The 24,356-nt window shown below is 62.6% G+C and carries 16 protein-coding genes and 2 tRNA genes; 11 read left to right on the forward strand and 7 right to left on the reverse strand.

Annotated features, from left to right (window positions below):
• The first annotated feature begins 152 nt into the window (after positions 1 to 152).
• Both L9B60_RS05530 and L9B60_RS05535 read left to right on the forward strand, forming a co-directional pair.
• Positions 153 to 1,868, forward strand: coding sequence for a proline--tRNA ligase (locus tag L9B60_RS05530; protein ID WP_249677049.1), 1,716 nt, complete (start codon positions 153 to 155; stop codon positions 1,866 to 1,868).
• A gap of 13 nt (positions 1,869 to 1,881) precedes the next feature.
• The gene (locus tag L9B60_RS05535; protein WP_249677051.1) at positions 1,882 to 2,832 is read left to right on the forward strand and encodes a hypothetical protein; all 951 of its coding nucleotides are present in this window, start codon (positions 1,882 to 1,884) and stop codon (positions 2,830 to 2,832) included.
• 61 nt (positions 2,833 to 2,893) lie between these two features.
• Here L9B60_RS05535 and dinB read toward each other — a convergent pair whose 3' ends face one another.
• Positions 2,894 to 3,952 (reverse strand): DNA polymerase IV, encoded by a 1,059-nt coding sequence (dinB, locus tag L9B60_RS05540; RefSeq protein ID WP_249677052.1) that lies wholly within the window; start codon positions 3,950 to 3,952, stop codon positions 2,894 to 2,896.
• Between the two features lie 258 nt (positions 3,953 to 4,210).
• On the opposite strand from dinB, the gene L9B60_RS05545 reads away from it, so the two are divergent.
• The 4 genes from L9B60_RS05545 (at position 4,211) to L9B60_RS05560 (ending at position 8,734) form a co-directional block, all read left to right on the forward strand.
• Positions 4,211 to 4,287: transfer RNA gene (locus L9B60_RS05545), tRNA-Met, on the forward strand.
• A gap of 174 nt (positions 4,288 to 4,461) precedes the next feature.
• Positions 4,462 to 4,538, forward strand: a tRNA-Met gene (locus L9B60_RS05550).
• Positions 4,539 to 4,796: 258 nt separating this feature from the next.
• Positions 4,797 to 7,439, forward strand: a complete 2,643-nt coding sequence (gene mprF, locus L9B60_RS05555) for a bifunctional lysylphosphatidylglycerol flippase/synthetase MprF (protein ID WP_249677053.1) — start codon at positions 4,797 to 4,799, stop codon at positions 7,437 to 7,439.
• Complete coding sequence (locus L9B60_RS05560; RefSeq protein ID WP_249677055.1) at positions 7,439 to 8,734, forward strand: virulence factor family protein; 1,296 nt, start codon at positions 7,439 to 7,441, stop codon at positions 8,732 to 8,734. Before mprF ends, L9B60_RS05560 begins: the two co-directional genes overlap by 1 nt.
• Positions 8,735 to 8,812: 78 nt before the next feature.
• On the opposite strand, the gene nirD is transcribed toward L9B60_RS05560, so the two are convergent.
• From nirD to L9B60_RS05575, 3 genes are all read right to left on the reverse strand, one after another.
• Positions 8,813 to 9,172 carry a nitrite reductase small subunit NirD gene (gene nirD, locus L9B60_RS05565; RefSeq protein WP_249677056.1) on the reverse strand — a complete coding sequence of 120 codons (360 nt, stop codon included), beginning with the start codon at positions 9,170 to 9,172 and terminating at the stop codon, positions 8,813 to 8,815.
• Complete coding sequence (nirB, locus tag L9B60_RS05570; protein WP_249677057.1) at positions 9,172 to 11,730, reverse strand: nitrite reductase large subunit NirB; 2,559 nt, start codon at positions 11,728 to 11,730, stop codon at positions 9,172 to 9,174. The genes nirD and nirB overlap by 1 nt, the downstream gene beginning before the upstream one ends.
• A 336-nt stretch (positions 11,731 to 12,066) precedes the next feature.
• Positions 12,067 to 16,098: a bifunctional nitrate reductase/sulfite reductase flavoprotein subunit alpha gene (locus L9B60_RS05575; protein WP_249677059.1), complete on the reverse strand. Its 4,032-nt coding sequence runs from the start codon at positions 16,096 to 16,098 to the stop codon at positions 12,067 to 12,069.
• A 372-nt stretch (positions 16,099 to 16,470) separates the two neighbouring features.
• Here L9B60_RS05575 and L9B60_RS05580 point away from each other — a divergent pair, with 372 nt between their 5' ends.
• Together L9B60_RS05580 and L9B60_RS05585 are read left to right on the forward strand one after the other, a co-directional pair.
• Positions 16,471 to 18,276 (forward strand): di-heme-cytochrome C peroxidase, encoded by a 1,806-nt coding sequence (locus L9B60_RS05580; protein ID WP_249677061.1) that lies wholly within the window; start codon positions 16,471 to 16,473, stop codon positions 18,274 to 18,276.
• Positions 18,273 to 19,457 carry a catalase family protein gene (locus L9B60_RS05585; RefSeq protein ID WP_249677062.1) on the forward strand — a complete coding sequence of 395 codons (1,185 nt, stop codon included), beginning with the start codon at positions 18,273 to 18,275 and terminating at the stop codon, positions 19,455 to 19,457. Before L9B60_RS05580 ends, L9B60_RS05585 begins: the two co-directional genes overlap by 4 nt.
• An 11-nt stretch (positions 19,458 to 19,468) precedes the next feature.
• Here the strand turns inward: L9B60_RS05585 and L9B60_RS05590 are convergent, their stop codons facing one another.
• The gene (locus L9B60_RS05590; protein ID WP_249677063.1) at positions 19,469 to 20,026 is read right to left on the reverse strand and encodes a nitroreductase family protein; all 558 of its coding nucleotides are present in this window, start codon (positions 20,024 to 20,026) and stop codon (positions 19,469 to 19,471) included.
• Between the two features lie 121 nt (positions 20,027 to 20,147).
• On the opposite strand from L9B60_RS05590, the gene L9B60_RS05595 reads away from it, so the two are divergent.
• Positions 20,148 to 21,602 (forward strand): TrkH family potassium uptake protein, encoded by a 1,455-nt coding sequence (locus tag L9B60_RS05595; protein WP_249677065.1) that lies wholly within the window; start codon positions 20,148 to 20,150, stop codon positions 21,600 to 21,602.
• On the opposite strand, the gene L9B60_RS05600 is transcribed toward L9B60_RS05595, so the two are convergent.
• Complete coding sequence (locus L9B60_RS05600) at positions 21,559 to 22,623, reverse strand: AraC family transcriptional regulator (RefSeq protein WP_249677066.1); 1,065 nt, start codon at positions 22,621 to 22,623, stop codon at positions 21,559 to 21,561. The two genes, L9B60_RS05595 and L9B60_RS05600, sit on opposite strands and share 44 nt — an antisense overlap.
• A gap of 136 nt (positions 22,624 to 22,759) precedes the next feature.
• Between L9B60_RS05600 and L9B60_RS05605 the strand changes: the two genes are divergently transcribed.
• Positions 22,760 to 23,071 carry an Mpo1-like protein gene (locus tag L9B60_RS05605; RefSeq protein ID WP_249677068.1) on the forward strand — a complete coding sequence of 104 codons (312 nt, stop codon included), beginning with the start codon at positions 22,760 to 22,762 and terminating at the stop codon, positions 23,069 to 23,071.
• Positions 23,072 to 23,189: 118 nt separating this feature from the next.
• Positions 23,190 to 23,783: an HD domain-containing protein gene (locus L9B60_RS05610; protein WP_249677069.1), complete on the forward strand. Its 594-nt coding sequence runs from the start codon at positions 23,190 to 23,192 to the stop codon at positions 23,781 to 23,783.
• A gap of 39 nt (positions 23,784 to 23,822) precedes the next feature.
• Here L9B60_RS05610 and L9B60_RS05615 read toward each other — a convergent pair whose 3' ends face one another.
• Complete coding sequence (locus tag L9B60_RS05615) at positions 23,823 to 24,281, reverse strand: TlpA disulfide reductase family protein (RefSeq protein ID WP_249677071.1); 459 nt, start codon at positions 24,279 to 24,281, stop codon at positions 23,823 to 23,825.
• Between the last annotated feature and the right edge of the window lie 75 nt (positions 24,282 to 24,356).

Below are 24,356 nucleotides of genomic sequence, written 5' to 3' on the forward strand. Positions count from 1 at the left end.
ATAAAGAAGCCCGGCTCATGCCGGGCTTTTTCTATTTATAGGTGCCACAAACGCCCCGCCATCGCCACAGCCGGGCTTGCCCTGTACGTCGCAGACCCCGCACCGTACAATGCCCAGCTTCGATAAAATTCAGCAACAGACAACGGCCTACCATGCGCACCAGTCAATATTTGCTCGCCACACTCAAAGAAACCCCTTCTGACGCCGTCGTGATCAGCCACCAGCTGATGCTGCGTGCCGGCATGATCCGCAAGCTTGCCTCGGGCCTGTACACCTGGCTGCCGATGGGTCTTCGTGTGATGCGCAAGGTTGAAGCCATCGTGCGCGAAGAAATGGACGCCGCTGGCGCCCTGGAAGTGCTGATGCCAGGCATCCAGCCCGCCGAGCTGTGGCAGGAATCGGGCCGTTGGGAACAGTACGGGCCTGAATTGCTGCGCCTCAAAGACCGTCACGACCGCGAATTCTGTGCAGGCCCCACGCACGAAGAAGTGATCACCGACATCGCGCGCAACGAGTTGAACAGCTATAAACAGCTGCCCATCAACATGTACCAGATCCAGACCAAATTCCGCGATGAAATCCGCCCACGCTTCGGCTTGATGCGCGGCCGCGAGTTCATCATGAAGGACGCCTACTCCTTCCATGCCGACCAGGCCTCGCTGCAGCAGACCTACGACCGCATGCACCTGGCGTACTGCAACATTTTCACCCGCCTGGGCCTCAAGTTCCGCCCGGTGGAAGCCGACAACGGTTCGATCGGTGGCGCAGGCTCCCACGAGTTCCACGTGCTGGCTGAGTCCGGTGAAGACGATATCGTCTTCAGCGACACCTCCGACTACGCTGCCAACATCGAGAAGGCCGAAGCGGTACCACGTGAGAAAGCCCGTGGCGCTGCCACCCAAGAACTGCGCCTGGTCGATACGCCGAACGCCAAGACCATCGCAGACCTTGTGGAAAACTTTGGCCTGGCCATCGAAAAAACCGTCAAGACCCTGATCGTGCACGCGGCCGAAGAAGGCAAGCTGATCGCCCTGGTGATCCGTGGCGACCACGAGTTGAACGAAATCAAGGCCGCCAACCACCCGCTGGTGGCAAGCCCGCTGGTCATGGCCAACGAAGCCGAACTGCGCGACGCCATTGGCGCCGGTGCCGGTTCCCTGGGCCCGCTGAACCTGCCGCTGCCGTGCATCATCGACCGTTCCGTGGCGCTGATGAGCGACTTTGGCGTGGGCGCGAACATCGACGACAAACACTACTTTGGCGTGAACTGGGAACGCGACCTGCCGGTACCGGAGATCGCCGACCTGCGCAACGTGGTCAACGGTGACCCAAGCCCGGACGGCCAAGGCACCCTGAGCATCAAGCGCGGCATCGAAGTGGGGCACATCTTCCAGCTGGGCACCAAGTACAGCGAAGCGATGAAGTGCCAGGTGCTGGGCGAGAACGGCAAGCCCGTCACCCTGACCATGGGTTGCTACGGCATTGGCGTGTCCCGCGTGGTGGCTGCAGCTATCGAGCAGAACTACGATGCCGGCGGCATCATCTGGAGCGACACCCTGGCGCCGTTCCAGATCGCCCTGGTACCGCTGCGCTACGAAACCGAGCAGGTTCGCGAGGCGACCGACAAGCTGTACGCCGAACTGACCGCTGCCGGTTACGAAGTGCTGCTGGATGACCGTGACAAAAAAACCAGCCCGGGCATCAAGTTCGCCGACATGGAACTGATCGGCATCCCGCATCGCATCGTGGTCAGTGATCGCGGCCTGGCCGAAGGCAACCTGGAGTACAAGAGCCGCACCGAAGGTGAAGCTCAGGCACTGCCAGTGGCCGACGTGCTGTCGTTTATCCAGGCGCGCGTGCGTCGCTGATACCAGAGATACCATGTTCAAGCGAAGTACCATCAGCCTTCAGGGCGGCGCACTGTGCGCCGCCCTGCTGGTCAGCGGCTGTGCCAACCACATGTCCCAGCGCAGCGAACACGAGGAGCGGGTCGAGCGCAAGTTGCTCGACCACAGCTTGCAGATCGACGTGGGCGAACCCCAGGCCCTGGAATTGCCTCAGCGGCGCATCCGGATTCGCGAGCAAAAGACCTTCGAAATCACCGAGTTCGAGGTTACCCGCCACTACGATCGCTATACGCCGTACCAACCCTGGCGCGAAGTGTATGAAATCCCGCTGGGCGCCGTGGCCGTGGTCGCAGGCGTGGGGGCTAACGTGCTCAACGTGATCATGCTCGGGCGCCTGCCGGACAGCGTCACCAAGGACTGGATCAACTACGGCGTGGCCGGGCTCAACCCGTTCATGAACGTGCAATCCAACGGCCGGGCGCAACAGAACCTGGCCGGGGTGGACGATGTGCAAAAGGACAAGCGCCTGGAGCACACCAGCCTGCCCTGGAGCGAGCGCCCGGTTGAAGTGCAGTCGGGCAAGCAGAACTACGACCTGACCACCGACCGCAATGGTGTACTGCGCCTGAACCTGCTGGACAGCCCGTTCGCCGAACAGGATTTGAACCGCATCAGCCAACTCAAGCTGGCCGTGGAAGATGCCGATGACAGCGTGCGCGCCGATGCCACCTTGGCCTTGAGCCCGAGTTTGCGCGGCAAGCTGGTGGAGGCCCATGGCTTGATCTTCGATGACCTGGAAGGCCAGGAGGTCAATCAGTGGGTGCACCGGGTCAAGCGCCTGTCAGACCTGGGCCTTGAAGAAGAAGCCAGCGAGCTGGAACAAAGCCTGATCGAACTGACCCGCAACGACCCGGAACTGCAACAGCAATTCCTCAAGTCGCTGGTCAAGGATGCCGGCCGCCTGGTCGCCGACCCCGGCGCCTGAGGCCAACCCTGTAGGCGCGGCGGTCCGGTGTCCCGGACCGCCGCGCCTACACAAAGGAGGGTCAGCTGAACAACTCCAGCTGCTCGTGCGCCCCGCGCAAATCCTGCAACCGCACGCCAATCCCCAATAGCCGCACCGGCTTGCCACCCCGCGCAATCGCCTGGGTCAAAAGCTGCTCGTAGCTCTCCCGATCGCGCGCTGCGCCCGCCTGTTCCAGGGTGGTTTGGCTGAAATCGTGGAACTTGACCTTCACAAACGGCTTGCCCGGCCGGTAGCTGCTGTCCAGGCGGGCCATGCGCGTGGCCAGGGTGTCCATCAGCTCCGGCAGTTTGGCCAGGCAACTGGCCAGGTCTGGCAGGTCGGCATCATAGGTATTCTCGACACTCACCGACTGGCGCCGGCTGTCATTCTGCACCGGCCGCTCGTCGATGCCGCGCGCCAGGTTGAACAGGCGCTCGCCAAAGCTGCCGAACTCGCGCACCAACGCCAGTTTTTTCCAGTCGCGCAGGTCTTCGCAACTGACGATGCCCAGGCGCGCCAGCTTGTCGGCGGTGACTTTGCCCACCCCGTGCAGCTTGTTAACCGGCAGCACCGAGACAAAATCCTCGACCTCTTTAGGGGTGATCACAAACAACCCATTGGGCTTGCGCCAGTCGCTGGCAATCTTGGCCAGAAACTTGTTGGGCGCCACCCCTGCCGACACGGTGATGTGCAGACGCTGGGAAACCTTGCGCCGGATGTCCTGGGCAATACGCGTGGCGCTACCGGCAAAATGCACGCAGTCGGATACATCCAGATAGGCCTCGTCCAAAGACAGCGGCTCGATCAACTCGGTGTACTCGCGAAAGATGCCCTGGATCTCGCGCGAGGCTTCTTTATAAGCATCCATGCGCGGCTTGACGATGGTCAGGTCCGGGCACAGCTTGAGCGCTTGGTGCGACGACATCGCCGAGCGCACGCCATAGGCCCGCGCTTCGTAGTTGCAGGTGGCGATCACCCCGCGCCGGTCCGCCGAGCCACCCACCGCCAATGGCTTGCCAGCCAGGCGTGGGTCGTCGCGCATCTCGATCGCTGCATAGAAGCAATCACAGTCGACATGGATGATTTTGCGCTGCGTCATGACCGGTGCAATCACTATAAAGGAGCCGACAGTATCGCATTGGCGCCTTTTCTCGCACAGCATCGGCCGTATTTGCCTACGCGACAGCCGCTCACGGATTTATTTTCTCAATCGAAAAAGCACCCCTGATAGGCCTACAACCCCCGCCCCGCCTGCCTCGCAGCCCCCTCATGCCGAGCTAAGCGATTGAACGACAAGTGTTTTCTTGAAAAGAGCATTTGACATGCCCCGGAGATTCTGTAGAATTCACTCCACAGACGCGGGATGGAGCAGTCTGGTAGCTCGTCGGGCTCATAACCCGAAGGTCGTCGGTTCAAATCCGGCTCCCGCAACCAAACATCAAAAAAGGCTACTCGAAAGAGTGGCCTTTTTTGTGTCTGTCTATTTTGTCTAGCTTTGGCAAAAAAGCTCGAATAGACAATGAGTTGGCCGCTTCCTATTAAATTTGCAAAACCTTGAATTTAAAGATTGACACCTGCGCTGTGGCCTGTAGAATCCGCCCCCACAGACGCGGGATGGAGCAGTCTGGTAGCTCGTCGGGCTCATAACCCGAAGGTCGTCGGTTCAAATCCGGCTCCCGCAACCAAATATCAAAGAAGGCCACTCGAAAGAGTGGCCTTTTTTGTATGTGTAAAATAATACGTTTGACACATTTCTGACTTATTGTAGTCCACACTTCACGGCGTCTATGCTTGATGCCTAGATGAAACTTCCCCTGTCGCTGAGCGCGTTCGGCCCGAAAAATGGCCAAACGGGTTAATATGCTCCGAATTATTTTGTCCATAAGGATTGGTAACTTGACTGGATACATTGATCCTGTTGCGCACAATCCACGAGGTCATTGATGCGCCCCGACTCGCCCGAACTGCCTGATGCCGTGCCTGCCCAACACCCGCTGAACCCCAGCCGCATGCAATGGCTGGACCTGCTGAGCAAATACCGCCAACCGATCGGCCTGGCTGTGACATTGCTGCTGTTCGGCATTGCCTTGATCGCCTGTCGGCACTTGCTTAGCGAACTGGATATCTATGCGCTGCATGATTCGGTGCTGAGCACCCCGCGTGCGTCCTTGATCGGCGCCTTGGTGGCGGCTGCGCTGGGCTTTGTCGTGTTGTTGGGCTATGAATGGTCGGCCAGCCGCTACGCCAGCGTGAAGCTGCCCGCGCGCACCTTGGTATTGGGCGGTTTCACCGCCTTCGCCATTGGCAACGCCATCGGCTTGTCGCTGCTGTCGGGGGGCTCGGTGCGTTATCGCCTGTACGCCCGCCATGGTATCGGTGCCGCCGAAGTGGCACGCATGACCCTGTTCGCCAGCCTTTCGCTGGGCTGCGCGCTGCCGCCGTTGGCCGCCTTGGCGACGCTGAGCAACCTACCCGCCGCCTCCGCCGCCCTGCATTTGTCGCAAGCCCTGTTAGGCACCGTGGCGGGCGTCATCCTGGGCCTGACGCTGTTATTGGCCGTGGGCATTTATCGCCGTCGCCTCGGTGAGCAACCGATTGCGCATAATTTGCTGGTCAAGGTAGGCCGTCGGACGTTGCGCCTGCCGGGCCTGCGCCTGACCCTGCTGCAACTGCTGATCACCGCCCTGGACGTGCTGGCGGCGGCTACCGTGCTGTACCTGTTATTGCCCGAAGCGCCGCCCTTTGGCGCTTTCGTGCTGGTGTACCTGCTGGCCCTGGCCGCTGGCGTGCTCAGCCATGTGCCGGGCGGGGTCGGCGTGTTCGAAGCCATCCTGCTGGCAGCCTTTGCCAATGAACTGGGGGCCGCGCCCCTGGCTGCGGCACTGCTGCTGTACCGGCTGATCTACGTGATGTTGCCGCTGATCCTGGCGTGCATCCTGTTGCTGGCCACTGAAGCCAAGCGCTTCTTCTTTGCCCAGCAGGCCATTCGCGTGGCTTCGGGCCTGGCCGCGCCGATCCTCGCGGTATTGGTGTTCCTGTCCGGCGTGGTGCTGCTGTTCTCGGGCGCCACCCCGGAAATCGATACGCGCCTGGAGCACTTGGGTTTTCTGATTCCGCACCGCCTGATCGATGCCTCGCACTTCGGCGCCAGCCTGATCGGCGTGCTTTGCCTGTTGTTGGCCCAAGGCCTGCGCCGGCGCCTGTCGGCGGCGTGGATGCTGACCACCATCTTGCTGCTGGTGGGTGCCCTGCTCTCACTGCTAAAAGGTTTCGACTGGGAAGAAGCGAGCATACTGATCTTCACCGCCGCCCTGCTGGCCGTGTTCCGTCGCTCCTTCTATCGCCCAAGCCGGCTGCTGGAACTGCCCTTCTCGCCGTTCTACCTGGTGGCCAGTGCGTGCGTAGTGGGTGCCTCGATCTGGCTGTTGCTGTTTGCCTATCAGGACGTGCCCTACAAGCATCAGCTGTGGTGGCAGTTCACCCTGGACGCCGATGCCCCGCGTGGCCTGCGCTCGGCGTTGGGCAGTGCGATCTTGCTGGTGATCGTGGCCCTGACTTGGCTGCTGCGCACCGCGCGCCCGGTGATCACCCTGCCTAGCCAGGAAGACCTGGCCAAGGCCGCGAAGATCCTGATGACCTCCGATCAGCCGGACGGCGGCCTCGCCCTGACGGGTGACAAGGCCTTGCTGTTCCATACCAACAACGATGCCTTCATGATGTACGCCCGCCGTGGCCGCAGCCTGGTGGCGCTGTATGACCCGATTGGCTCAACCCAGCAACGCGCCGAGATGATTTGGCAGTTCCGCGACCTGTGCGACTTCCATCACGCCCGCCCGGTGTTCTACCAGGTGCGTGCCGAGAACTTGCCGTTCTACATGGACATCGGCCTGACCGCGATCAAGCTGGGCGAGGAGGCGCGGGTGGACCTTGGCAAGTTCGACCTGGAAGCCAAGGGCAAAGAGATGAAGGATTTGCGCTACACCTGGAACCGCGGCACCCGCGACGGCCTGTCGCTGGAGATCCACGAGCCGGGTGAAGCACCGCTGGATGAACTCAAGGTGATCTCCGATGCCTGGCTCACCGGCAAGAACGTCCGTGAAAAAGGCTTCTCGCTGGGCCGCTTCAGCCCCGAGTACCTGCAGCATTTTCGTATTGCGATTGTCCATTTCGAAGGCCGCCCCGTGGCGTTTGCAAATTTGCTCGAGACCCACAGCCACGAACTGGCCAGCCTCGACCTGATGCGCGCACACCCCGAAGCGCCGAAGCTGACCATGGAATTCATGATGGTCGGCCTGATCCAGCATTATAAAAAACATGGATATACACGCTTCAGCCTGGGCATGGTGCCGTTGTCCGGCCTGCAACCGCGCCGTGGCGCGCCATTGACCCAGCGCCTGGGTTCGATGGTGTTCCGTCGTGGTGAGCAGCTCTACAACTTCCAGGGCCTGCGCCGCTTCAAAGACAAATTCCAGCCCGACTGGGAACCCCGTTACATGGCCGTGCCCGCTGGACTTGATCCGCTGGTGGCACTGGCCGATACTGCCGCCCTGATCGCGGGCGGCCTGACAGGATTGGTGAAACGCTGATGATTCGACGCAACTGGCGATTTTTGCTGGCAGTAATTGTGGTGCTGGCAGTGCTGGCTGGAGTGGCCTACTGGTACGTCAACCGCCCTGCCCCCCCTGCCAGCCTGGACCACGTGAAACTGCCTTCTGGCAATACCCTGACCCTGGTCAACCCAGGCACCAAGGCCAAGGCCCGGGTGATCCTCTCGGTGCCGGCCGAGCAGGCGATGACTGACAAGCAACTGCTGGACCTGAGCAAGGACGGTTCTGCACAGATCGTTCAAGTGTTGCTGGCCAAGACCGATTGCGACGAGCAGGAGCAAGACCTGCAGGCGGCCCAGGCGCACCTGAGCGGCCCTGCGACGTTGTTCGGTGGCATCGGCTCGGGCGCCGCCGAAGGCTGGGCTTGGCTGGCCAGGCAAACCGACGACAAGGCCCAGGCCGTGTCGGTGGGCTTCAGCCTGGAACAACCCGGCTGCGCCACCCCGCTGCCGAAAAAAGCCGCCCACGGCCACTGGGTAGTGGCCTGGAACGACAACCCGGATGACGCCAGCGCCTCGTTCGTGCGCGACCAGCCGAATGCCGAAACCAGCATCAGCGACTATGACGTGCACCTGCCGCAGGTCCTGAAAAACGAGCTGACCAAGATCCTGGTGGGCAGCGACGGCACCGCCTTGAGCATGCCTGTGGTTGAAGTGCCGGCTGGCCAGACCACCGACACCGTGACCCTGTTCCTGTCCGGCGATGGCGGCTGGCGTGACCTGGACCGCGACGTGGCCGGTGAGATGGCCAAGCTCGGTTATCCGGTGGTAGGCATCGACATGCTGCGCTACTACTGGCAGCACAAGACCCCTGAGCAGAGCGCAGACGATCTTGCCGAGATCATGCAGCACTACCGTCAGAAGTGGGGCACCAAGCGCTTCGTGCTGACCGGCTACTCGTTTGGCGCCGACGTGCTGCCGGCCATTTACAACCGCTTGCCGGCAGAGGATCAAAACCGCATCGACGCCGTGATCCTGCTGGCGTTCGCCCGCAGTGGCAGCTTCGAGATCGAAGTGGAAGGTTGGCTGGGCAATGCCGGTAAGGAAGCACCCACGGGCCCGGAAATGGCCAAGATGCCACCGGCCAAGATGCTCTGCATCTATGGCGCCGAAGAGGCAGACGAAAGCGGCTGCACCGACAAGACCGCGGTGGGCGAGGCGATGAAACTGCCTGGCGGCCACCACTTCGACGAGGACTACCCAGCCCTTGCCAAGCGCTTGATCGATGCCATCGAAAAGCGTCAGGGCAAGCCCGAAGTGGCCAAGAGCAACTGATTCACAGGCCCCACGAAAAAGCCCCCGCACCGGTTGGTGTCGGGGGCTTTTTTTCGCAGATAAATTGAGGCGCCGGCGTCAAACGGCGATCTGCACCTCATCCCCTACCAACCGCACCGCCCACACCTTCAACTTTTGCGCCGGGTTCTCCAGGCAATGCCCATCGGCCAACGCGTAATGCTGCTTGTACAACGGTGCGGCCACCACCAGGTGCCCTTTCAGATGGCCAACAATGGCGCGCCCCATCACGTTGGCGCCAGACTCGGGGTCGTGGTTGTCGATGGCATACACCTGCTGGTCGGTAGCCGGCACATAGAACACCGCCACTTGGGCGCCGTCCAGCCACACAACCACACCAGACTGGGCAATCAGGTCGTGACGCGAACACACAGCCTGCCACACGGGGCTGGCCAGGGCATGAGCATTATTGGGGGTCATCAAACCACCTCCTCGACGGTTGGGATCAAGTGCAGTTCGGCCGCCGCAATAGGCCGGCGCTGGCCACGCTCCCTGACAAAATGAATATCCGGGTCGGCGCGCTTGTCATTGACGAAGGTGCGGAAGCGCTTGAGCTTTTCCGGATCTTTGAGGGCATTGGCCCACTCGCATTCGTAGCGGTCGACCACCAGTTGCATCTGCGCTTCCAACTCGGCGCCCAAGCCCAGGCTGTCTTCGATGACCACCTGTTTGAGAAAATCCAGGCCGCCCTCCAGGCCTTCCCGCCAGACGGAGGTGCGCTGCAATTTGTCGGCGGTGCGGATGTAGAACATCAAAAAGCGATCGATGTAGCGGATCAGCGTGGCGTCATCCAGGTCGGTGGCAAACAGTTCGGCGTGGCGCGGGCGCATGCCGCCGTTGCCACTGATATACAGGTTCCAACCCTTTTCGGTGGCGATCACGCCCACATCCTTACTCTGCGCTTCGGCACATTCGCGAGTGCAGCCCGACACCGCGAACTTGAGCTTGTGCGGCGAGCGCAGGCCCTTGTAACGGTCCTCGATCAGCAGTGCCATCTTCACGCTGTCCTGCACGCCGTAGCGGCACCAGGTGCTGCCCACGCACGACTTCACCGTGCGGGTGGACTTGCCGTAGGCGTGCCCGGTTTCAAAGCCCGCCTCGATCAGTTCGCCCCAGATGTCTGGCAATTCGTGCAACTGCGCGCCGAACAGGTCGATGCGCTGGCCGCCGGTGATCTTGGTGTACAGGTCGTATTTCTTGGCCACCGCGCCAATGGCGATCAGTTTGTCCGGGGTGATTTCGCCGCCGGGAATGCGCGGCACCACCGAATAGGTACCGTTCTTCTGCATGTTGGCCATGAAGGTGTCGTTGGTGTCCTGCAGCGGCACCAGGGACGGGTCCATGATGGGCTGGTTCCAGCACGAAGCGAGGATGTTGCCTACGGTTGGTTTGCAGATGTCGCAGCCCACATGACCGCGACCATGCTTGGCGAGCATCTCGTCGAAGGTGCTGATGCCTTCCACGCGCGCCAGTGCGTAAAGCTCCTGCCGGGTGTAGGCAAAGTGCTCGCACAGGCTTTTGTCCACCGCCACGCCACGGGCCACCAGTTCATGCTCGAACACTTGTTTGAGCAGCGCTGCGCAACCGCCGCAACCGGTGCAGGCCTTGGTTTGGGCCTTGAGCATCGGCAGGTCGCTGCAGCCGCCATCAATGGCCGAACAGATGGCGCCCTTGGTCACGTTGTGGCAAGAGCAAATGGTTGCGGTGTCGGGCAGTGCATCGGCGCCCAGGGCTGGTGCGCCTTCGGACAGTGGCAAAATCAGGCTGGCCGGATCGGCTGGCAGGTTAATGCCGTTCTGCACATATTGCAGCAGCGCGTCGTAGTAGCTGTTGTCGCCCACCAATACCGCGCCTAAAACCTTTTTCCCGCACGCCGACACCACCAGGCGCCGGTAACTGGCGTTGGCTTCGTCGATAAAGCGGTAACTCTTAGCGCCAGGGGTGGCGGCGTGGGCATCACCAATGGAGCCGACGTCCACCCCCAGCAGCTTGAGCTTGGTCGACATGTCAGCACCGCCAAAGGTGGCCGCCACCTCACCGGCCAACTCCGCTGCCACGTTGCGGGCCATGCTGTAGCCCGGCGCCACCAGGCCGAATACGAAGCCATTGAACGAAGCGCACTCGCCGATGGCGAAAATCCGTGGGTCGCTGGTGCGGCAGGCTTGATCAATGACGATGCCGCCACGTGCCGCCACTTCCAGACCGCTGCTACGCCCCAGGGCATCCTGCGGGCGGATACCGGCAGAAAACACCACCAGGTCGGTTTCGAGGAACTCACCACCGTCGAAATTCATCCGGTAGCGATAGCTCTCCCCGGCGACGATGGCCTGGGTGGCACGGGACAGGTGTACGCCCACGCCCAAGGCCTGGATCTGCGCGCGCAGGGCGGCACCACCATCGGCGTCCAACTGCACGGGCATCAGCCGTGGAGCGAATTCGACTACGTGGGCTTCAAGGCCCAGTGACTTGAGGGCGTTGGCCGCCTCCAGCCCCAGCAGGCCACCGCCCACCACCACGCCACGGCGCGCGTTGCCGGCAGCGGCACGTATCGCATCCAGGTCATCCAGGGTGCGATACACCAGCCGCGCGTCGCCTTCGGAACCGGCAATCGGCGGCACGAACGGATAAGAGCCGGTGGCCAGTACCAGGCGATCATAACCATAGCGGCCAAGGGCTGTGACCACCTCCTGGCGCTCACGGTCGATCTCAAGCACGCATTCGTGCAGGTGCAAGGCAACCCCATGCCGACCATACAATTGCGCATCGCCCAGGGCCAAGGCCTCGGCGTCCTTGCCCGCAAAGTATTCGGACAGGTGCACGCGGTCATAGGCCCGTTGGCGCTCTTCGCCAAACACCCGCACCTGGAAGCGTGCCAGGGCACCGCGTTCGATCAGTTGCTCGACGCAGTGATGCCCCACCATGCCGTTGCCGACGATGATCAGTTTTTCTCGGTGCTCGATGGTTGCTGGCGCGTTCATAGGGGTTCCTCGTTGCCGCCGGTTCACGGTCAAAAAAAACGCAAAAAAAGACGCCTGGAGCCGTTAAGCTCCAGGCGCCTTTGCCTGGTATTCAGTTATGTGAAGTGATCCGGGAGCGTGCCCGAACCAAATGCCCCAAGGGGTGATCGACGTTGACCACCGAGGGCTGCCGAACCCTGCGTTTGGGTTGGCCTGTGAAGATTTAAGCAGGTTGTGTGCCAGGTGGCTGGGAGAGGCGGTTTTCGCGGATGAATCCGCGCCTACAGGGGGTTGGGTGCTGCGGCTTGTCCGAAAAAAGGGTTCACCACGGTGCAAGCCCCGACGTTGCGCTCCTTTTCAGTACACATCGCGCAGGTAGCGCTTGTCCCGGCTCAACCGGGCGACGTAAGCCTCGGCGGCCTCGGCATCAAGCGCGCCGTGCTCACTAACGATCGCCTTGAGCGCCGCGTCGACGTCCTTGGCCATGCGGCTGGCGTCGCCGCACACATAAAAATACGCACCTTGCTCAAGCCAGGCCCAGAGCTGGGCGCCGTGTTCGAGCATGCGCTGCTGCACGTAGATCTTGTCGGCCTGGTCGCGGGAAAACGCCGTGTCCAGGCGCTGCAAATGCCCGCTGGCCTGCCAGCTGTTCAGTTGCTCGTGGTAGTAAAAGTCACAGGCCTGGCGCTGCTCGCCAAACAGCAGCCAGTTCGGGCCGCTGGCAGCCAATGCCTGGCGCTCCTGCAAGAAAGCCCGGAATGGCGCCACGCCCGTGCCCGGCCCGACCATGATCATCGGCGCCTGCGGGTTTTGCGGTACACGAAAATGCGCCGACTTGTGCACGAAAATCGGCACCAAATGGTTCGCTGCACGGTCGGCCAGGAAAGCCGAGCACACGCCGCTGCGGGCCCGATCATTGTGACGGTAGCGCACCGTGGAAATCGTCAGGTGCACCTCGTTGGGGGTCACCCGCGCACTGGAGCTGATGGAGTAAAGCCGCGGCTGCAGGGGCTTGAGCAGGCCCAGCAGCTCTTCGACGGTGAGCCGCACCGGGAACTCGTCGACCAGGTCGAGCAGTTGCCGGCCCCACAACCACGCTTTCAGTTCAGCCTTGTGCGTCGGTTCCAGCAAACGCTTGAGGCGTTCGCTACCACTGCGCTGGGCGACGAAGGCCAGCCAGTCGGCACTGATGCGGGTGATCTCCAGATGCTTGTGCAGGGCGACAGCCAAGGCCATCTCGCCGTGGCCCATGAGGCTGACGTGCTGGCCGCTGTCCAGGCCCAGTTCGGCCAGCAGTTCTTCGACCAGGGTCAGGCAATTGCTCGGCCAGACGCCTAAGGCATCGCCGGCCTCATAGTGCAGCCCGGTGTCACTGAGGTCGAAAACGATCTGCCGGGTTTCCTTTTCGGCCCCCTCGCCATTAAGCAGACGGTTGTGCTTGAGCCGCACCAGGCAAGGCCGCTGCTTGCTGTAGCCGCTGTAGTCGGCTTCGCCTTGGGGGGCAGGTACGGCAGCGGGCGTTTCGTTGCCCAGGGCCTCGCATACCTGGCTTAGCCAAGCCTGGGCGGCGCCTTGAAACTCTGGTTCGCAATCCACCCGCGCCGCCAGGCGCTGAGCCCCCAGGCCATGCAGACGCTCATCGAGTTTGCGGCCAAAACCGCAAAACTGCTCGTAACTGGAATCACCCAGCGCCAGTACCGCATAGCGCAAGCCCTTGCAACAATCGGCGCCCTCACCTTGCAGGGCTTGCCACAAGCCATTGCCATTGTCCGGTGCGTCGCCATCGCCGAAGGTACTGGCGATCAGCAGCACGCTGGCGGCCAACGACAGCTGCGCCAGGGTAACCTCATCCATGCTGCTTAACTGCACCGCATGCCCGGCGCTGCGCAACTGGGCCGCGCACTGGCTCGCCAGGCCTTCGGCATTGCCGGTCTGCGACGCCCACAGCACCAGTTGCGGCGCCGCCACGGCGACGGCGGGCGTGGCCACGGCTGTACGGGAAAACATGCCCGCCAGCAGGCCATCCACCAGCAACCGGTTGGCCACGGCCAGCGGAGCGTCGGCGGGCAGCACCGGCACACCCTGGCCAGGTACCGGCGCGGCACTGCCCAACCCCAGCAGAAAGCCCTGCAGGTAGCGTTGTTCATCCGCCGCCAGGGCCAACGGCGCCTGCGCCGTCAACCCCAACGAGCGCGCCAAAGCCGCGATAGGCATGCTGTCGAACTCCTGGGAGGGGGTTGCCGGGGTGCTTACGTTGACCGCAGCAATGCGTTCGCCACCGACGCGGGTCAGCTCGACGGCGCAATACTTGAATTCCGGTTGTTGCGAAATCGGGTCGACGGCATCGCTGGTCACGGCGTTGACCGCCAACTGTTCGCCGAACACGTCATTCCAGTGAAACGGCGCAAAACAATTACCCGCCAGCACCCGGTCACTGACCTGCGCCGGCAGCACCGCCACGCCATTGCGTGAACGCACCTGCACCTGGTCGCGCGGGGCAATGCCCAATTGCCGGGCGTCATCGGGGTGCAATTCGATAAAGGGGCCGGGGTTGAGTTTGTTCAGCGTCGCCACCTTGCCGGTCTTGGTCAGGGTGTGCCACTGGTGCTGCAGCCGGCCGGTGTTGAGCACCAGGGGAAAGTCCTCGTCGGGCATTTGCGCCGGGGCCATGTGCGGGCGCGCAAAGAACGTGGCCTTGCCACTGGCCGTGGGGAACACCGGCCCGCTGGCGTCTTCGGGGCAGTAGCGAACAGGGCTGCGGTGCTCCTGGCGGCCCGGTGCGCAGGGCCATTGGCGCGGCTGTTCGCGTAGGCTGGCATAGCTGGCACCGCGGATGTCGTAGCCAGTCTGCGGGTTCCAGGCGCCCTTGATCTCCTCGAACACCGCTTCGGCCGAGTCATAGCTGAAGGCCTGCCCATAGCCCATTTCACAGGCAACCCGGGCGATGATCTGCCAGTCGGCCATGGCTTCGCCGGGGGCATCGACGGCCTTCTGCATCAGGGTCAGGTTGCGCTCGGAGTTGATCATCACCCCTTCGGCCTCGGCCCACAGTGCACCGGGCAGCAGGATGTCGGCGTAGCGGTTGGTTTCGGTGTCCAGGTAGGCGTCCTGGGTGATCACCAACTCGGCGGCCTGCAACGCCTCGATCACCCGGCTGCGGTTGGGCACGCTGGCCACCGGGTTGGTGCAAATGATCCAGCAGGCCTTGATGGTGCCTGCGCGCATCTGCTCGAACATATCGATGGTGCCGCCCGTGGCTTCGTTGCGCAGGCTACCGCTGGGCAGTTGCCAGAGCTGTTCGACGAAGGCGCGATCGGCAGCCACCTGCAGCGAACGCTGGCCCGGCAACCCAGGCCCCATGTAGCCCATTTCGCGGCCACCCATGGCATTGGGCTGGCCCGTGAGCGAGAACGGCCCGCTGCCACGTCGACAGATCGCCCCCGTGGCCAGGTGCAGGTTGCACAAGGCATTGGTGTTCCAGGTGCCGTGGGTGCTCTGGTTCAGGCCCATGGTCCAGCAGCTCATCCAGTTCGGCGCCTGGCCAATCCATTCGGCAGCCTGGCGAATGTCAGCCTCCGGCAGCCCGGTGATGTGCGCCACATGGGCGGGTGAATAGTCCTGCAGGAACGCCGGCATCGCCGCCCAGCCTTCGGTGTGCCGCTCGATAAATTCGCGGTTGCAATGGCCGTTTTCCCACAACAGATGCAACAAGCCGTTGAGCAGCGCCAGGTCGGTACCGGGGCGGACCTGTAGAAACAGCCCAGCCTTCTCAGCCGTGGCGCTGCGCCGTGGGTCGACGACGATCAGCCGGGCACCCGCCTTGACCCGGTCCATCATGCGCAGGAACAGGATCGGGTGGCAGTCGGCCATGTTCGCCCCTGTGACAAAAAACAGGTCGCTGTGGTCGAAATCCTGATAGGAGCCCGGCGGCCCGTCCGCCCCCAGCGACAGCTTGTAACCGCTGCCCGCGCTGGCCATGCACAGCCGTGAGTTGGACTCGATGTGCCGGGTACGCACAAACCCCTTGGCCAGTTTATTGGCCAGGTATTGCGCCTCCAGCGACATCTGCCCCGACACATAGAACGCCAGGGCATCGGGCCCATGCTGGTCGAGCAAAGCCTTGAGGCGGTTGGCCGTGGCGCTGATCGCTTCGTTCAGACTGGTTTGCGCCGGGTCCCGGGCACGCTCGCTGCGCACGTAGGCATGGGCCATGCGCCCCTCGCCGATCGGCTGGTGGCAGCTGCTGCCCTTGGTGCACAGCCGGCCGAAGTTGCTGGGGTGCAGTTTGTCGCCACTGACCTTGACCACGCGGTTGTCGGCCACGCTCATGACGATGCCGCAACCCACGCCGCAATAGGGGCACACGCTGCGAACCGTGGTGCTGGTCATTTGCCTACCTCGCCAAAAATACAAAAAGGCGCCGGCTGCCCGCCTCAAGAATCGAGGGGGGCAACACGGCGCCTTTGTCGTGAACGGTGCAATCAGCGTTGACTGCGAATGGCCTGAAGACTGCAAGTCACGCGCCAGCTTGGCGAAAGCCCCGTATTCATTGAGGCGCGGTAGTCCTACACGCAAGTGTAAGCGCTGGCGTGCACTGCGCCGGGGCTCAAGCGCACCAAGCCAAGGCATGGCCTGTAGGACGTTCAACTTTTTCTCTCAATTTTGTCGGAAGCAGGTCGATGTATCTTCAGATCTAGCCACTTGCCATCATTCAGCAGATTCAGGCATAAATCACGCCTCAACTAGACAAGGATGTTCAACTTGCGCTTCGTTCGCCCCCTGCTCTGGCTTCTCGCCGCCATCGTGGCCGTGCTCCTGGCCGTGGTGCTGTATTTCGTGGCCAACCCCAACCTGCCGCGCCCACCGGCCATCGAACGGCTGCACTACCTTGACCAGTGGAGCCAGGCCGATCGCGAGGCGTATTACTACACGCCCCAGGGCACCCAGGTGAAGGGCTTGCATTACGACTGGTTCACCGCGCTGGAGATGCCCTTCTCCAGCGAACGCTTCGCCACCCAGGGCAACCTGTCGCGCTTCGGCTTCCTGTTCGACCCCCAGCAGCAGCCCAGCGCGCTGAACCCCGGCAACTTGCCGGTCGGTTTCACCCGCCACGCCAATGCCGGCGACCCGGCCCAGTATCTGGACATCACCTGCTCGGCTTGCCACAGCGGCGAATTGCACTACAAGGGCCAGGGCATCCGCATCGACGGCGGCACCGCCCAGCACGTGCTGCCCTCCAGCGTACCGACCTTGCGCGGTGGCAGCTTTGGCCAGGCACTGGTCGCAAGCCTGGTGTCCACGTACTACCTGCCATGGAAATTCAACCGCTTTGCCCACGTCGTGCTGGGCGAGCGCTACGACACCGACAAGGACGCCTTGCGTGCGCAGTTCAAGGCCTCGATGTACACCTTCATCAAAGTGGCCTGGAACGACACCCACCGCGGCCTGTACCCCACCCTGGAAGGCCCGGGCCGTACCGATGCGTTCGGGCGGATTGCCAATGCCACCTTTGGCGATGCCATCTCGCCAGCCAACTACCGCGTCGGCAACGCCCCGGTGGATTACCCGCAGTTGTGGGACATCTGGACCTTCGACTGGGTGCAGTGGACCGGTTCGGCGCGCCAGCCCATGGCCCGCAACATCGGCGAGTCGCTGGGCGTGGGCGCCACGCTGAGTTTCTTCGACGAGCACGGGCAACCGCTGACCGGCACCGATCGCTACCCCTCCAGCGCCCGCCTGCGCGACCTGTATCACATCGAACAAACCCTGCAACGGCTCAAGCCGCCCGCCTGGCCACAAGAGATCCTGGGCAAGGTCGACCTGGCCAAGGCGGCAAAGGGCCGGGCACTGTTCGCCGAGAACTGCCAGGTGTGCCACGTGCCGACCATCAAGCAGGCCGACGGGCGCCCGGAGCGCGAGATGCACCTGGTGGACGTCGACTACGTGGGCACCGACCCTACCGCCGCCGACAATATCGCCAACAACCGCTTTGACGTCAGCGCGCTGCAGTGGACCCAGGCCGAACTGTCGAAACTGGACGTGCGCCTGCTGCCGCCACCGGCCACCGTGGACCTCAAGCAAATCTCCGTGGCCAAGGGCCTGGCCTACGTCACCGCGTTCGTCGAAGACCGCGCCTACCGCGACGCCAAGATCGATCCGGCCGAGCGCGCGCGCATGGACGGCTTCGGCCTGGGCATCAGCGTACTGGAGAAACGCGCCTACAAGGCGCGACCGCTGGAGGGCATCTGGGCCACCGCGCCGTACTTGCACAACGGCTCGGTGCCCACGCTGTACCAGTTGCTGTCGCCCCAGGATGAGCGCAGCACGGCGTTCTACCGCGGCAACCTGGAATACGACCCGCAACGCCTGGGTTACCAGACCGGCCAGTTCCCCGGCGGTTTCCTCTACGACACACGCATCACCGGCAACCGCAACAGCGGTCACGAGTTCCGTGACGGCCCGCGCGGCCGCGGGGTCATCGGGCGCATGCTGCAGCCCGAAGAGCGCTGGGCCTTGCTGGAATATCTGAAAGTACTGGGCGGCCCGCTGGAGAGCCAATTGCAATGAACCAACGTCGACTCTTCACCGCTGAAAAACCCCGCCTGGCCGGCCGGCTCTGGCTCGGCCTGGGCCGCTTGCTGTGGCGAATCCTTTGGGTGAGTGCCTGCCTGGCGCTGCTGGGTTGGGCATTGAGCAGCGCCTGGTACGCCTGGAAGTTTTCCGGCCCCGTGCCAGCCCAGGAACAGATCCCGGCCGATGAAGCCGGCATGACCCAGGACATCATCCAGACTGCAGTGCGCATCGTCGACCAGCACCGCGAAGGCACCCGCTACCTGCGCGACGCCCACGCCAAGGCCCATGGCTGCGTGAAGGCCGAGGTCAACGTGCTGCAAGACCTGCCCGAGGCATTGCGCCAGGGGGTGTTCGCCACGCCCGGCAAAACCTGGCAAGCCTGGATGCGCCTGTCCAATGGCAACGCCTACCCGCAGTTCGACAGCACCACCGACGCCCGAGGCATGGCGCTCAAGCTGCTCGATGTACCCGGCACGCAACTGATGCCCAGCCAGCAGGCGCGACACGAGCAAGACTTCGTGATGTTCAACCATGCCAATTTCTTTGTCAGCGACGTGGCCGAGTATCGCCAGAACATCAGCGCCCAGGCAGACGGCAAGACCGTGATGGCGTTCTTTCCCAGTTGGGACCCACGCACCTGGCAACTGCGCCACCTGATGATCGCCAACGCCACCCTGGCCCAGGCGCCGCCCAGCCCACTGCAGACCACCTATTACTCCGTGTCGCCGTACAAGTTCGGCGCTGGCAATGCCAAGTTCCGCGTGGTGCCGGACCCGGCCAGTTGCCCGCCCTACACCCCGCCCAAACAGAACCGCGAATTGCCAAACTTCCTGCGCAGCGCGCTCAACCAACAGTTGTCCACCGATCGCCAGCCGGCTTGCTTCGCCTTGCAGATCCAGCAGCAGGACGCGCGCAAGTACATGCCGATCGAAGACACCAGCATTGAATGGAAGCAAAGCGATGCGCCGTTCCAGACCGTCGCCAGCGTGCGCGTACCGGCCCAGGACTTCGACACCCCGGAGCAGAACCTGATGTGCGACAACCTGGCGTTCAGCCCCTGGCACGGCATCGAGGCCCACCGGCCGATCGGCGGGATCAACCGCTTACGCAAGGCGGTGTACGAAGCAGTCAGCGGCTATCGGCACGCGCGCAATGGTGCAACCGAGGCCCCATAGCGGGGCCGCGCTCAGGCAGACCAGGCACTGACGTAGTCGGCAGTTGCCACCACCGGCGCCTCGCGCGGCGGGTTCAACGGGGTGCCCAGGTAGAGGAAGGCAATCACTTCCTCGCCTTCGCTCAAGCCCAGGCTTTGGGCGACGTGTGGCGCATAGGCCAGTTCGCCCGTGCGCCAGACCGCACCGACACCTTGGGCAAACGAGGCCAGCAAAATGTTTTGCGCCGCGCAGCCAGCGGCCAGCAGTTGTTCGCTTTTGGGTACCTTGAAGTGGTCCTGCAAGCGGGCCACAACCACCACCACCAGCGGGGCGCGCAGGGGCATGCCGCGGGCTTTTTCCAGGGCACCGTCCGTAGCATCACCCTTGAGCCGAACCGCTTGGGCCAATACCTCGCCCAACTGCCCACGGGCTTCGCCTTCCACCGTGATGAACCGCCAAGGCCGCAATTGGCCATGATCGGGCGCACGCAGCGCCGCCTGGAACAGCACTTCGCGCTGCTCTGCAGTAGGGGCCGGTTCGACCAGACGGGGGACGGAAACACGGTTGAGCAACGCTTCGATCGCCTGCATCGGCTCTCTCCTGATAAGTATGTGCGGCTATTCTAGACCTAACCCGTAAAACCTTGCCGGGTTTACATGCCACCCCCCGCAGGTAGAATGGCGCCCTTCATTTTAAGCTAGAGCTGACTCAATGGCGTTGCCGACCCTGCGCATCATCGGTTTCATTCTCGGCATCTTCCTGATCACCCTGGCGGTCAGCATGGTCATCCCGATGGTGACCCTGGTGATTTTCGAACGCACCGGCGACCTGCCGTCGTTTCTCTGGGCCAGCCTGATCACCTTTATCGCGGGCCTGGCCTTGGTGATCCCTGGCCGCCCGGAACAGGTGCAATTGCGCCCCCGGGACATGTACCTGCTGACCGTCAGCAGTTGGATGGTGGTGTGCGTGTTCGCCGCCCTGCCCTTCCTGCTCACCCAGCACATCAGCTACACCGACGCCTTTTTCGAAAGCATGTCGGGCATCACCGCCACCGGCTCCACGGTGCTCAGCGGCCTGGACAGCATGTCCCCGGGCATTTTGATGTGGCGCTCGCTGCTGCACTGGCTGGGTGGCATCGGTTTTATCGGCATGGCCGTGGCCATCTTGCCGTTGCTGCGCATCGGCGGCATGCGCCTGTTCCAGACCGAATCCTCGGACCGCTCAGAGAAAGTCATGCCGCGCTCGCACATGGTCGCCAAGTCCATCGTGCTGGTCTACGTGGGCATTACCACGCTGGGCAGCCTGGCGTTCTGGGCCGCTGGCATGAACCTGTTCGATGCGATCAACCACGCGATGTCGGCGATTTCCACCGGGGGGTTTTCCACCTCTGATCAATCCCTGGCCAAGTGGACGCAACCGGCCGTGCACTGGGTGGCAGTGGTAGTGATGATCCTCGGCAGCCTGCCATTCACCTTGTACGTGGCCACCCTGCGCGGCAACCGTCGGGCATTGTTCAAGGACCAACAGGTGCAGGGGTTGCTCGGCATGCTGGTGGTGACCTGGTTGGTGTTGGGCACCTGGTACTGGTGGACCACGCAACTGCCCTGGTGGGACGCAATACGCCACGTGGCCTTGAACGTGACGTCGGTGGTCACCACCACCGGCTTCGCCCTGGGTGACTACAGCCTGTGGGGCAACTTCTCGCTGATGCTGTTTTTCTACCTGGGGTTTGTCGGTGGCTGTTCCGGGTCTACGGCGGGCGGCATCAAGATATTCCGCTTCCAGGTGGCCTACATCCTGCTCAAGGCCAGCCTCAATCAGTTGATCCACCCGCGCGCGGTGATCAAGCAGAAGTACAACGGCCACCGCCTGGACGACGAAATCGTACGATCGATCCTGACTTTTTCGTTTTTCTTCGCCATCACCATCTGTGGCATCGCGCTGGCGCTTTCCCTGCTGGGCCTGGACTGGATGACTGCACTTACCGGTGCTGCGAGCACCGTGTCGGGGGTGGGCCCAGGGCTGGGTGAAACCATCGGCCCTGCGGGCAACTTCGCCAGCCTGCCGGATGCTGCCAAATGGATTCTGAGCGGCGGCATGCTGTTGGGCCGCCTGGAAATCATTACGGTGCTGGTATTGTGTATGCCGGCGTTCTGGCGTCACTGAGGCCGGTACCGTCGCTACCCAACAGGCGCGCACGGTACTCGCCAGGCGTTGCGTCGAACCAGCGGCGGAACGCCCGGAAGAAGTTGCTGGGGTCGGCAAAGCCCAATAGGTAAGCGGCCTCCAGCAGAGTCATATCGGCTTGCCCCAGGTATTGCTCGGCCAACTCCCGGCGGGTGTCGTCCAGCAACGTCTGGAAACTGGTGCCTTCATCCTGCAAGCGGCGCTGCAAGGTACGCTGCGACAGGTGCAGGGCCTGGGCGACCATTTCGCGCTTGGGCTCGCCCTGGGGCAGCAGCCGGCACAGCACTTGGCGCGCCTTGTGGGTCACGCGGCTTTCCGAGAAGCGCGCCAGGTACTCGCCGGCAAAACGGTCGTGCAAGGCAGCCATGGCATCGTTGGCGGTGGGCAGCAGGGTTTCCATGTCCGAGCGCTCGAAGATCAGCGCATCGTAGGGTGCGTTGAACTCCAAAGGTGCGTGAAACGCTTCCTGATAGGGCGCAAGGTTCTGCGGCGTGCTGCCCTGCACCAGCACCTTGCGCGGGTGCAGGATACGCCCGGTCAGCCAGGCACACAGTGACAAGGCGCAGGCCAGGGAGGCTTCGCAACTTTGCCGGGTGGGCGGCAGGTGGTCGCCGTGCACGGTCAAAATCAATGCGTAGCCTTCGGGCAACAGTTTGAAACTCAAGTCGGCGCTTTCGGCAATGATGCGCTGGTAACGCACCAGGCGCTCGAAACCGGCGGCCAGGGTACGGCTGGACATCAGCACGTAACCCACCACGTGAAAAGACGCCGGGCGCACCACCTTGGCCATGTTCAGGCCGATGGCCGGGTTGCCCGATTGCTCCACCGCCAATTGCCACAGGCGGGTCATGTTGTCCTGAGTGAAGCGCGCATCGGGGTCGTCCAACGCCGCGAAATCCAGGCCCAATTGCTTGAACAAAGCCCGGCAGTCCAGGCCCTCCAGTTCCAACGCCTTGACTATCCCCATGGCCCAACTGGCCGACGTCGTACGTTCGCTCATGATCCTCACACCACCAGGCCAAGTAACTTCAAGGATATTAAACTGGCGCCAATAGTCACTGGCCCTTGCTGATACACACTCTAGACTTAAACCAGGCTCCACGTGGTCCCATTGATCGTGAAAAGAGACTGCTGTCGTGAAAAATATCGAGCATTTCAAGACCTTCGCCCAGTTCTACCCCTATTACCTTGAAGAACACAGCAACGCCACCTGCCGGCGCCTGCACTTCATCGGCACCAGCCTGGTCATCGCCTTGCTCGCCTACACCTTCGCCAGCGCTGCCTGGCTGCTGCTGATCGCCATTCCGGTGGCCGGTTACAGCTTTGCCTGGTTCGGGCATTTTTTCTTCGAAAAAAATCGCCCCGCCACCTTCAGGCACCCGCTGTACAGCCTGATGGGTGACTTTGTGATGTACCGCGACATGCTGGTGGGCAAGGTATCTTTTTAGATACATTCGGCCTGCAGGGCCATTAAGCCGTCTTGCAAGGACACTGTGAGGTGCGCGCGACGGATTACACTGAAAAGGATGGATCCAGAACCTTACCGGTGAATATTTCGGAGACGTAATGAGCGAAGTTGCGCGTTTCACCCACATGCAGGATGGCACGGAGCAGGACTGGAAAATCATCGCCGGAGACTTCTGGGCCTATGCCCAGCAATTGCCGCAGCGGATCTTGACCCACCTGCGCTTGCTGGATGGCGACTTCGGTGGTTTCCCGGTCGACCGCCTGACCCATTCCCTGCAAACCGCCACCCGCGCCTACCGCGACGGGCGTGACGAAGAGTACGTGGTGTGCGCGCTGTTGCATGACATCGGCGACACCCTGGGCAGTTTCAACCACCCGGACATCGCCGCAGCCATTCTCAAGCCTTTCGTCAGCCCGGAAAACCTGTGGATGGTGGAAAAGCACGGGGTTTTCCAGGGCTATTACTTTTTCCATCACTTAGGCATGGACCGGCACCTGCGCGAGCAATTCCAGGACCACCCGCAGTACCGGCAAACCATCGAATTCTGCGCCCGCTACGACGCCGCAGCCTTCGACCCCGACTACGACACCCTGCCCCTGAGCTTTTTCGAGCCGATGATGACGCGCCTGTTCGCCCAGCCGCGCCAGTCCATCTACAAGGCCACAGCCCCCGCCCCTGCAAGAGCGGATTAATCCGCGAAAAGAACGCGGCGGCTTCCCGGCAATGCTCCGTCAGGAGTTTTTCAATTGCTGCAATTTGGCCGTGATCCCTTCGGCCGTTTGCTCACCAATCAACTGATCGCGGATCTTGCCCTTGTTGTCGATGATGTAGGTGATGGGCAAGGCTTCACTGGACGGCAAGTCGAAACGCGGCGCCGGGTCCTGGGCCAGTACCGTGAAGGTGATGCCCAGTGTCTCGGCGGCCTTTTTCAGGTCGTCGCCCTGCAGGTTATCGAAGTTCACCCCCACCACGGCCACGCCCTGGCCCTTGAGCTGATCGGCCAGTGTGTTGAGCTGCGGGATCTCGGTGCGGCAAGGGCCACACCATTCGGCCCAATAGTTGACCACCAGCCACTGCCCATCCAATTGCTTGGCCTGCACCACCTTGCCATTCTGGTCTGGCCCATAGTCGGCGCCGCACCCGCTGAGCAGCACGCACGCCATCAGTGCCATCGCGAAACGCTTGAACATGTTCGGTCCCTCGTCAAAATGCAGCGCCCGATGAACGCACACGGTTCAGCACAGCTCGCCACAGAGGTTAGAATA

The sequence above is a fragment of the Pseudomonas abieticivorans genome (assembly GCF_023509015.1).
Lineage (GTDB): Bacteria > Pseudomonadota > Gammaproteobacteria > Pseudomonadales > Pseudomonadaceae > Aquipseudomonas > Aquipseudomonas abieticivorans.

Coding starts and splice junctions, on each gene's coding strand:
- L9B60_RS05530 (WP_249677049.1), top strand. CDS start 153: ATGCGCACCAGTCAATATTTGCTCGCCACACTCAAAGAAACCCCTTCT.
- L9B60_RS05535 (WP_249677051.1), top strand. CDS start 1,882: ATGTTCAAGCGAAGTACCATCAGCCTTCAGGGCGGCGCACTGTGCGCC.
- dinB (WP_249677052.1), bottom strand. CDS start 3,952: ATGACGCAGCGCAAAATCATCCATGTCGACTGTGATTGCTTCTATGCA.
- mprF (WP_249677053.1), top strand. CDS start 4,797: ATGCGCCCCGACTCGCCCGAACTGCCTGATGCCGTGCCTGCCCAACAC.
- L9B60_RS05560 (WP_249677055.1), top strand. CDS start 7,439: ATGATTCGACGCAACTGGCGATTTTTGCTGGCAGTAATTGTGGTGCTG.
- nirD (WP_249677056.1), bottom strand. CDS start 9,172: ATGACCCCCAATAATGCTCATGCCCTGGCCAGCCCCGTGTGGCAGGCT.
- nirB (WP_249677057.1), bottom strand. CDS start 11,730: ATGAACGCGCCAGCAACCATCGAGCACCGAGAAAAACTGATCATCGTC.
- L9B60_RS05575 (WP_249677059.1), bottom strand. CDS start 16,098: ATGACCAGCACCACGGTTCGCAGCGTGTGCCCCTATTGCGGCGTGGGT.
- L9B60_RS05585 (WP_249677062.1), top strand. CDS start 18,273: ATGAACCAACGTCGACTCTTCACCGCTGAAAAACCCCGCCTGGCCGGC.
- L9B60_RS05590 (WP_249677063.1), bottom strand. CDS start 20,026: ATGCAGGCGATCGAAGCGTTGCTCAACCGTGTTTCCGTCCCCCGTCTG.
- L9B60_RS05595 (WP_249677065.1), top strand. CDS start 20,148: ATGGCGTTGCCGACCCTGCGCATCATCGGTTTCATTCTCGGCATCTTC.
- L9B60_RS05600 (WP_249677066.1), bottom strand. CDS start 22,623: ATGAGCGAACGTACGACGTCGGCCAGTTGGGCCATGGGGATAGTCAAG.
- L9B60_RS05610 (WP_249677069.1), top strand. CDS start 23,190: ATGAGCGAAGTTGCGCGTTTCACCCACATGCAGGATGGCACGGAGCAG.
- L9B60_RS05615 (WP_249677071.1), bottom strand. CDS start 24,281: ATGTTCAAGCGTTTCGCGATGGCACTGATGGCGTGCGTGCTGCTCAGC.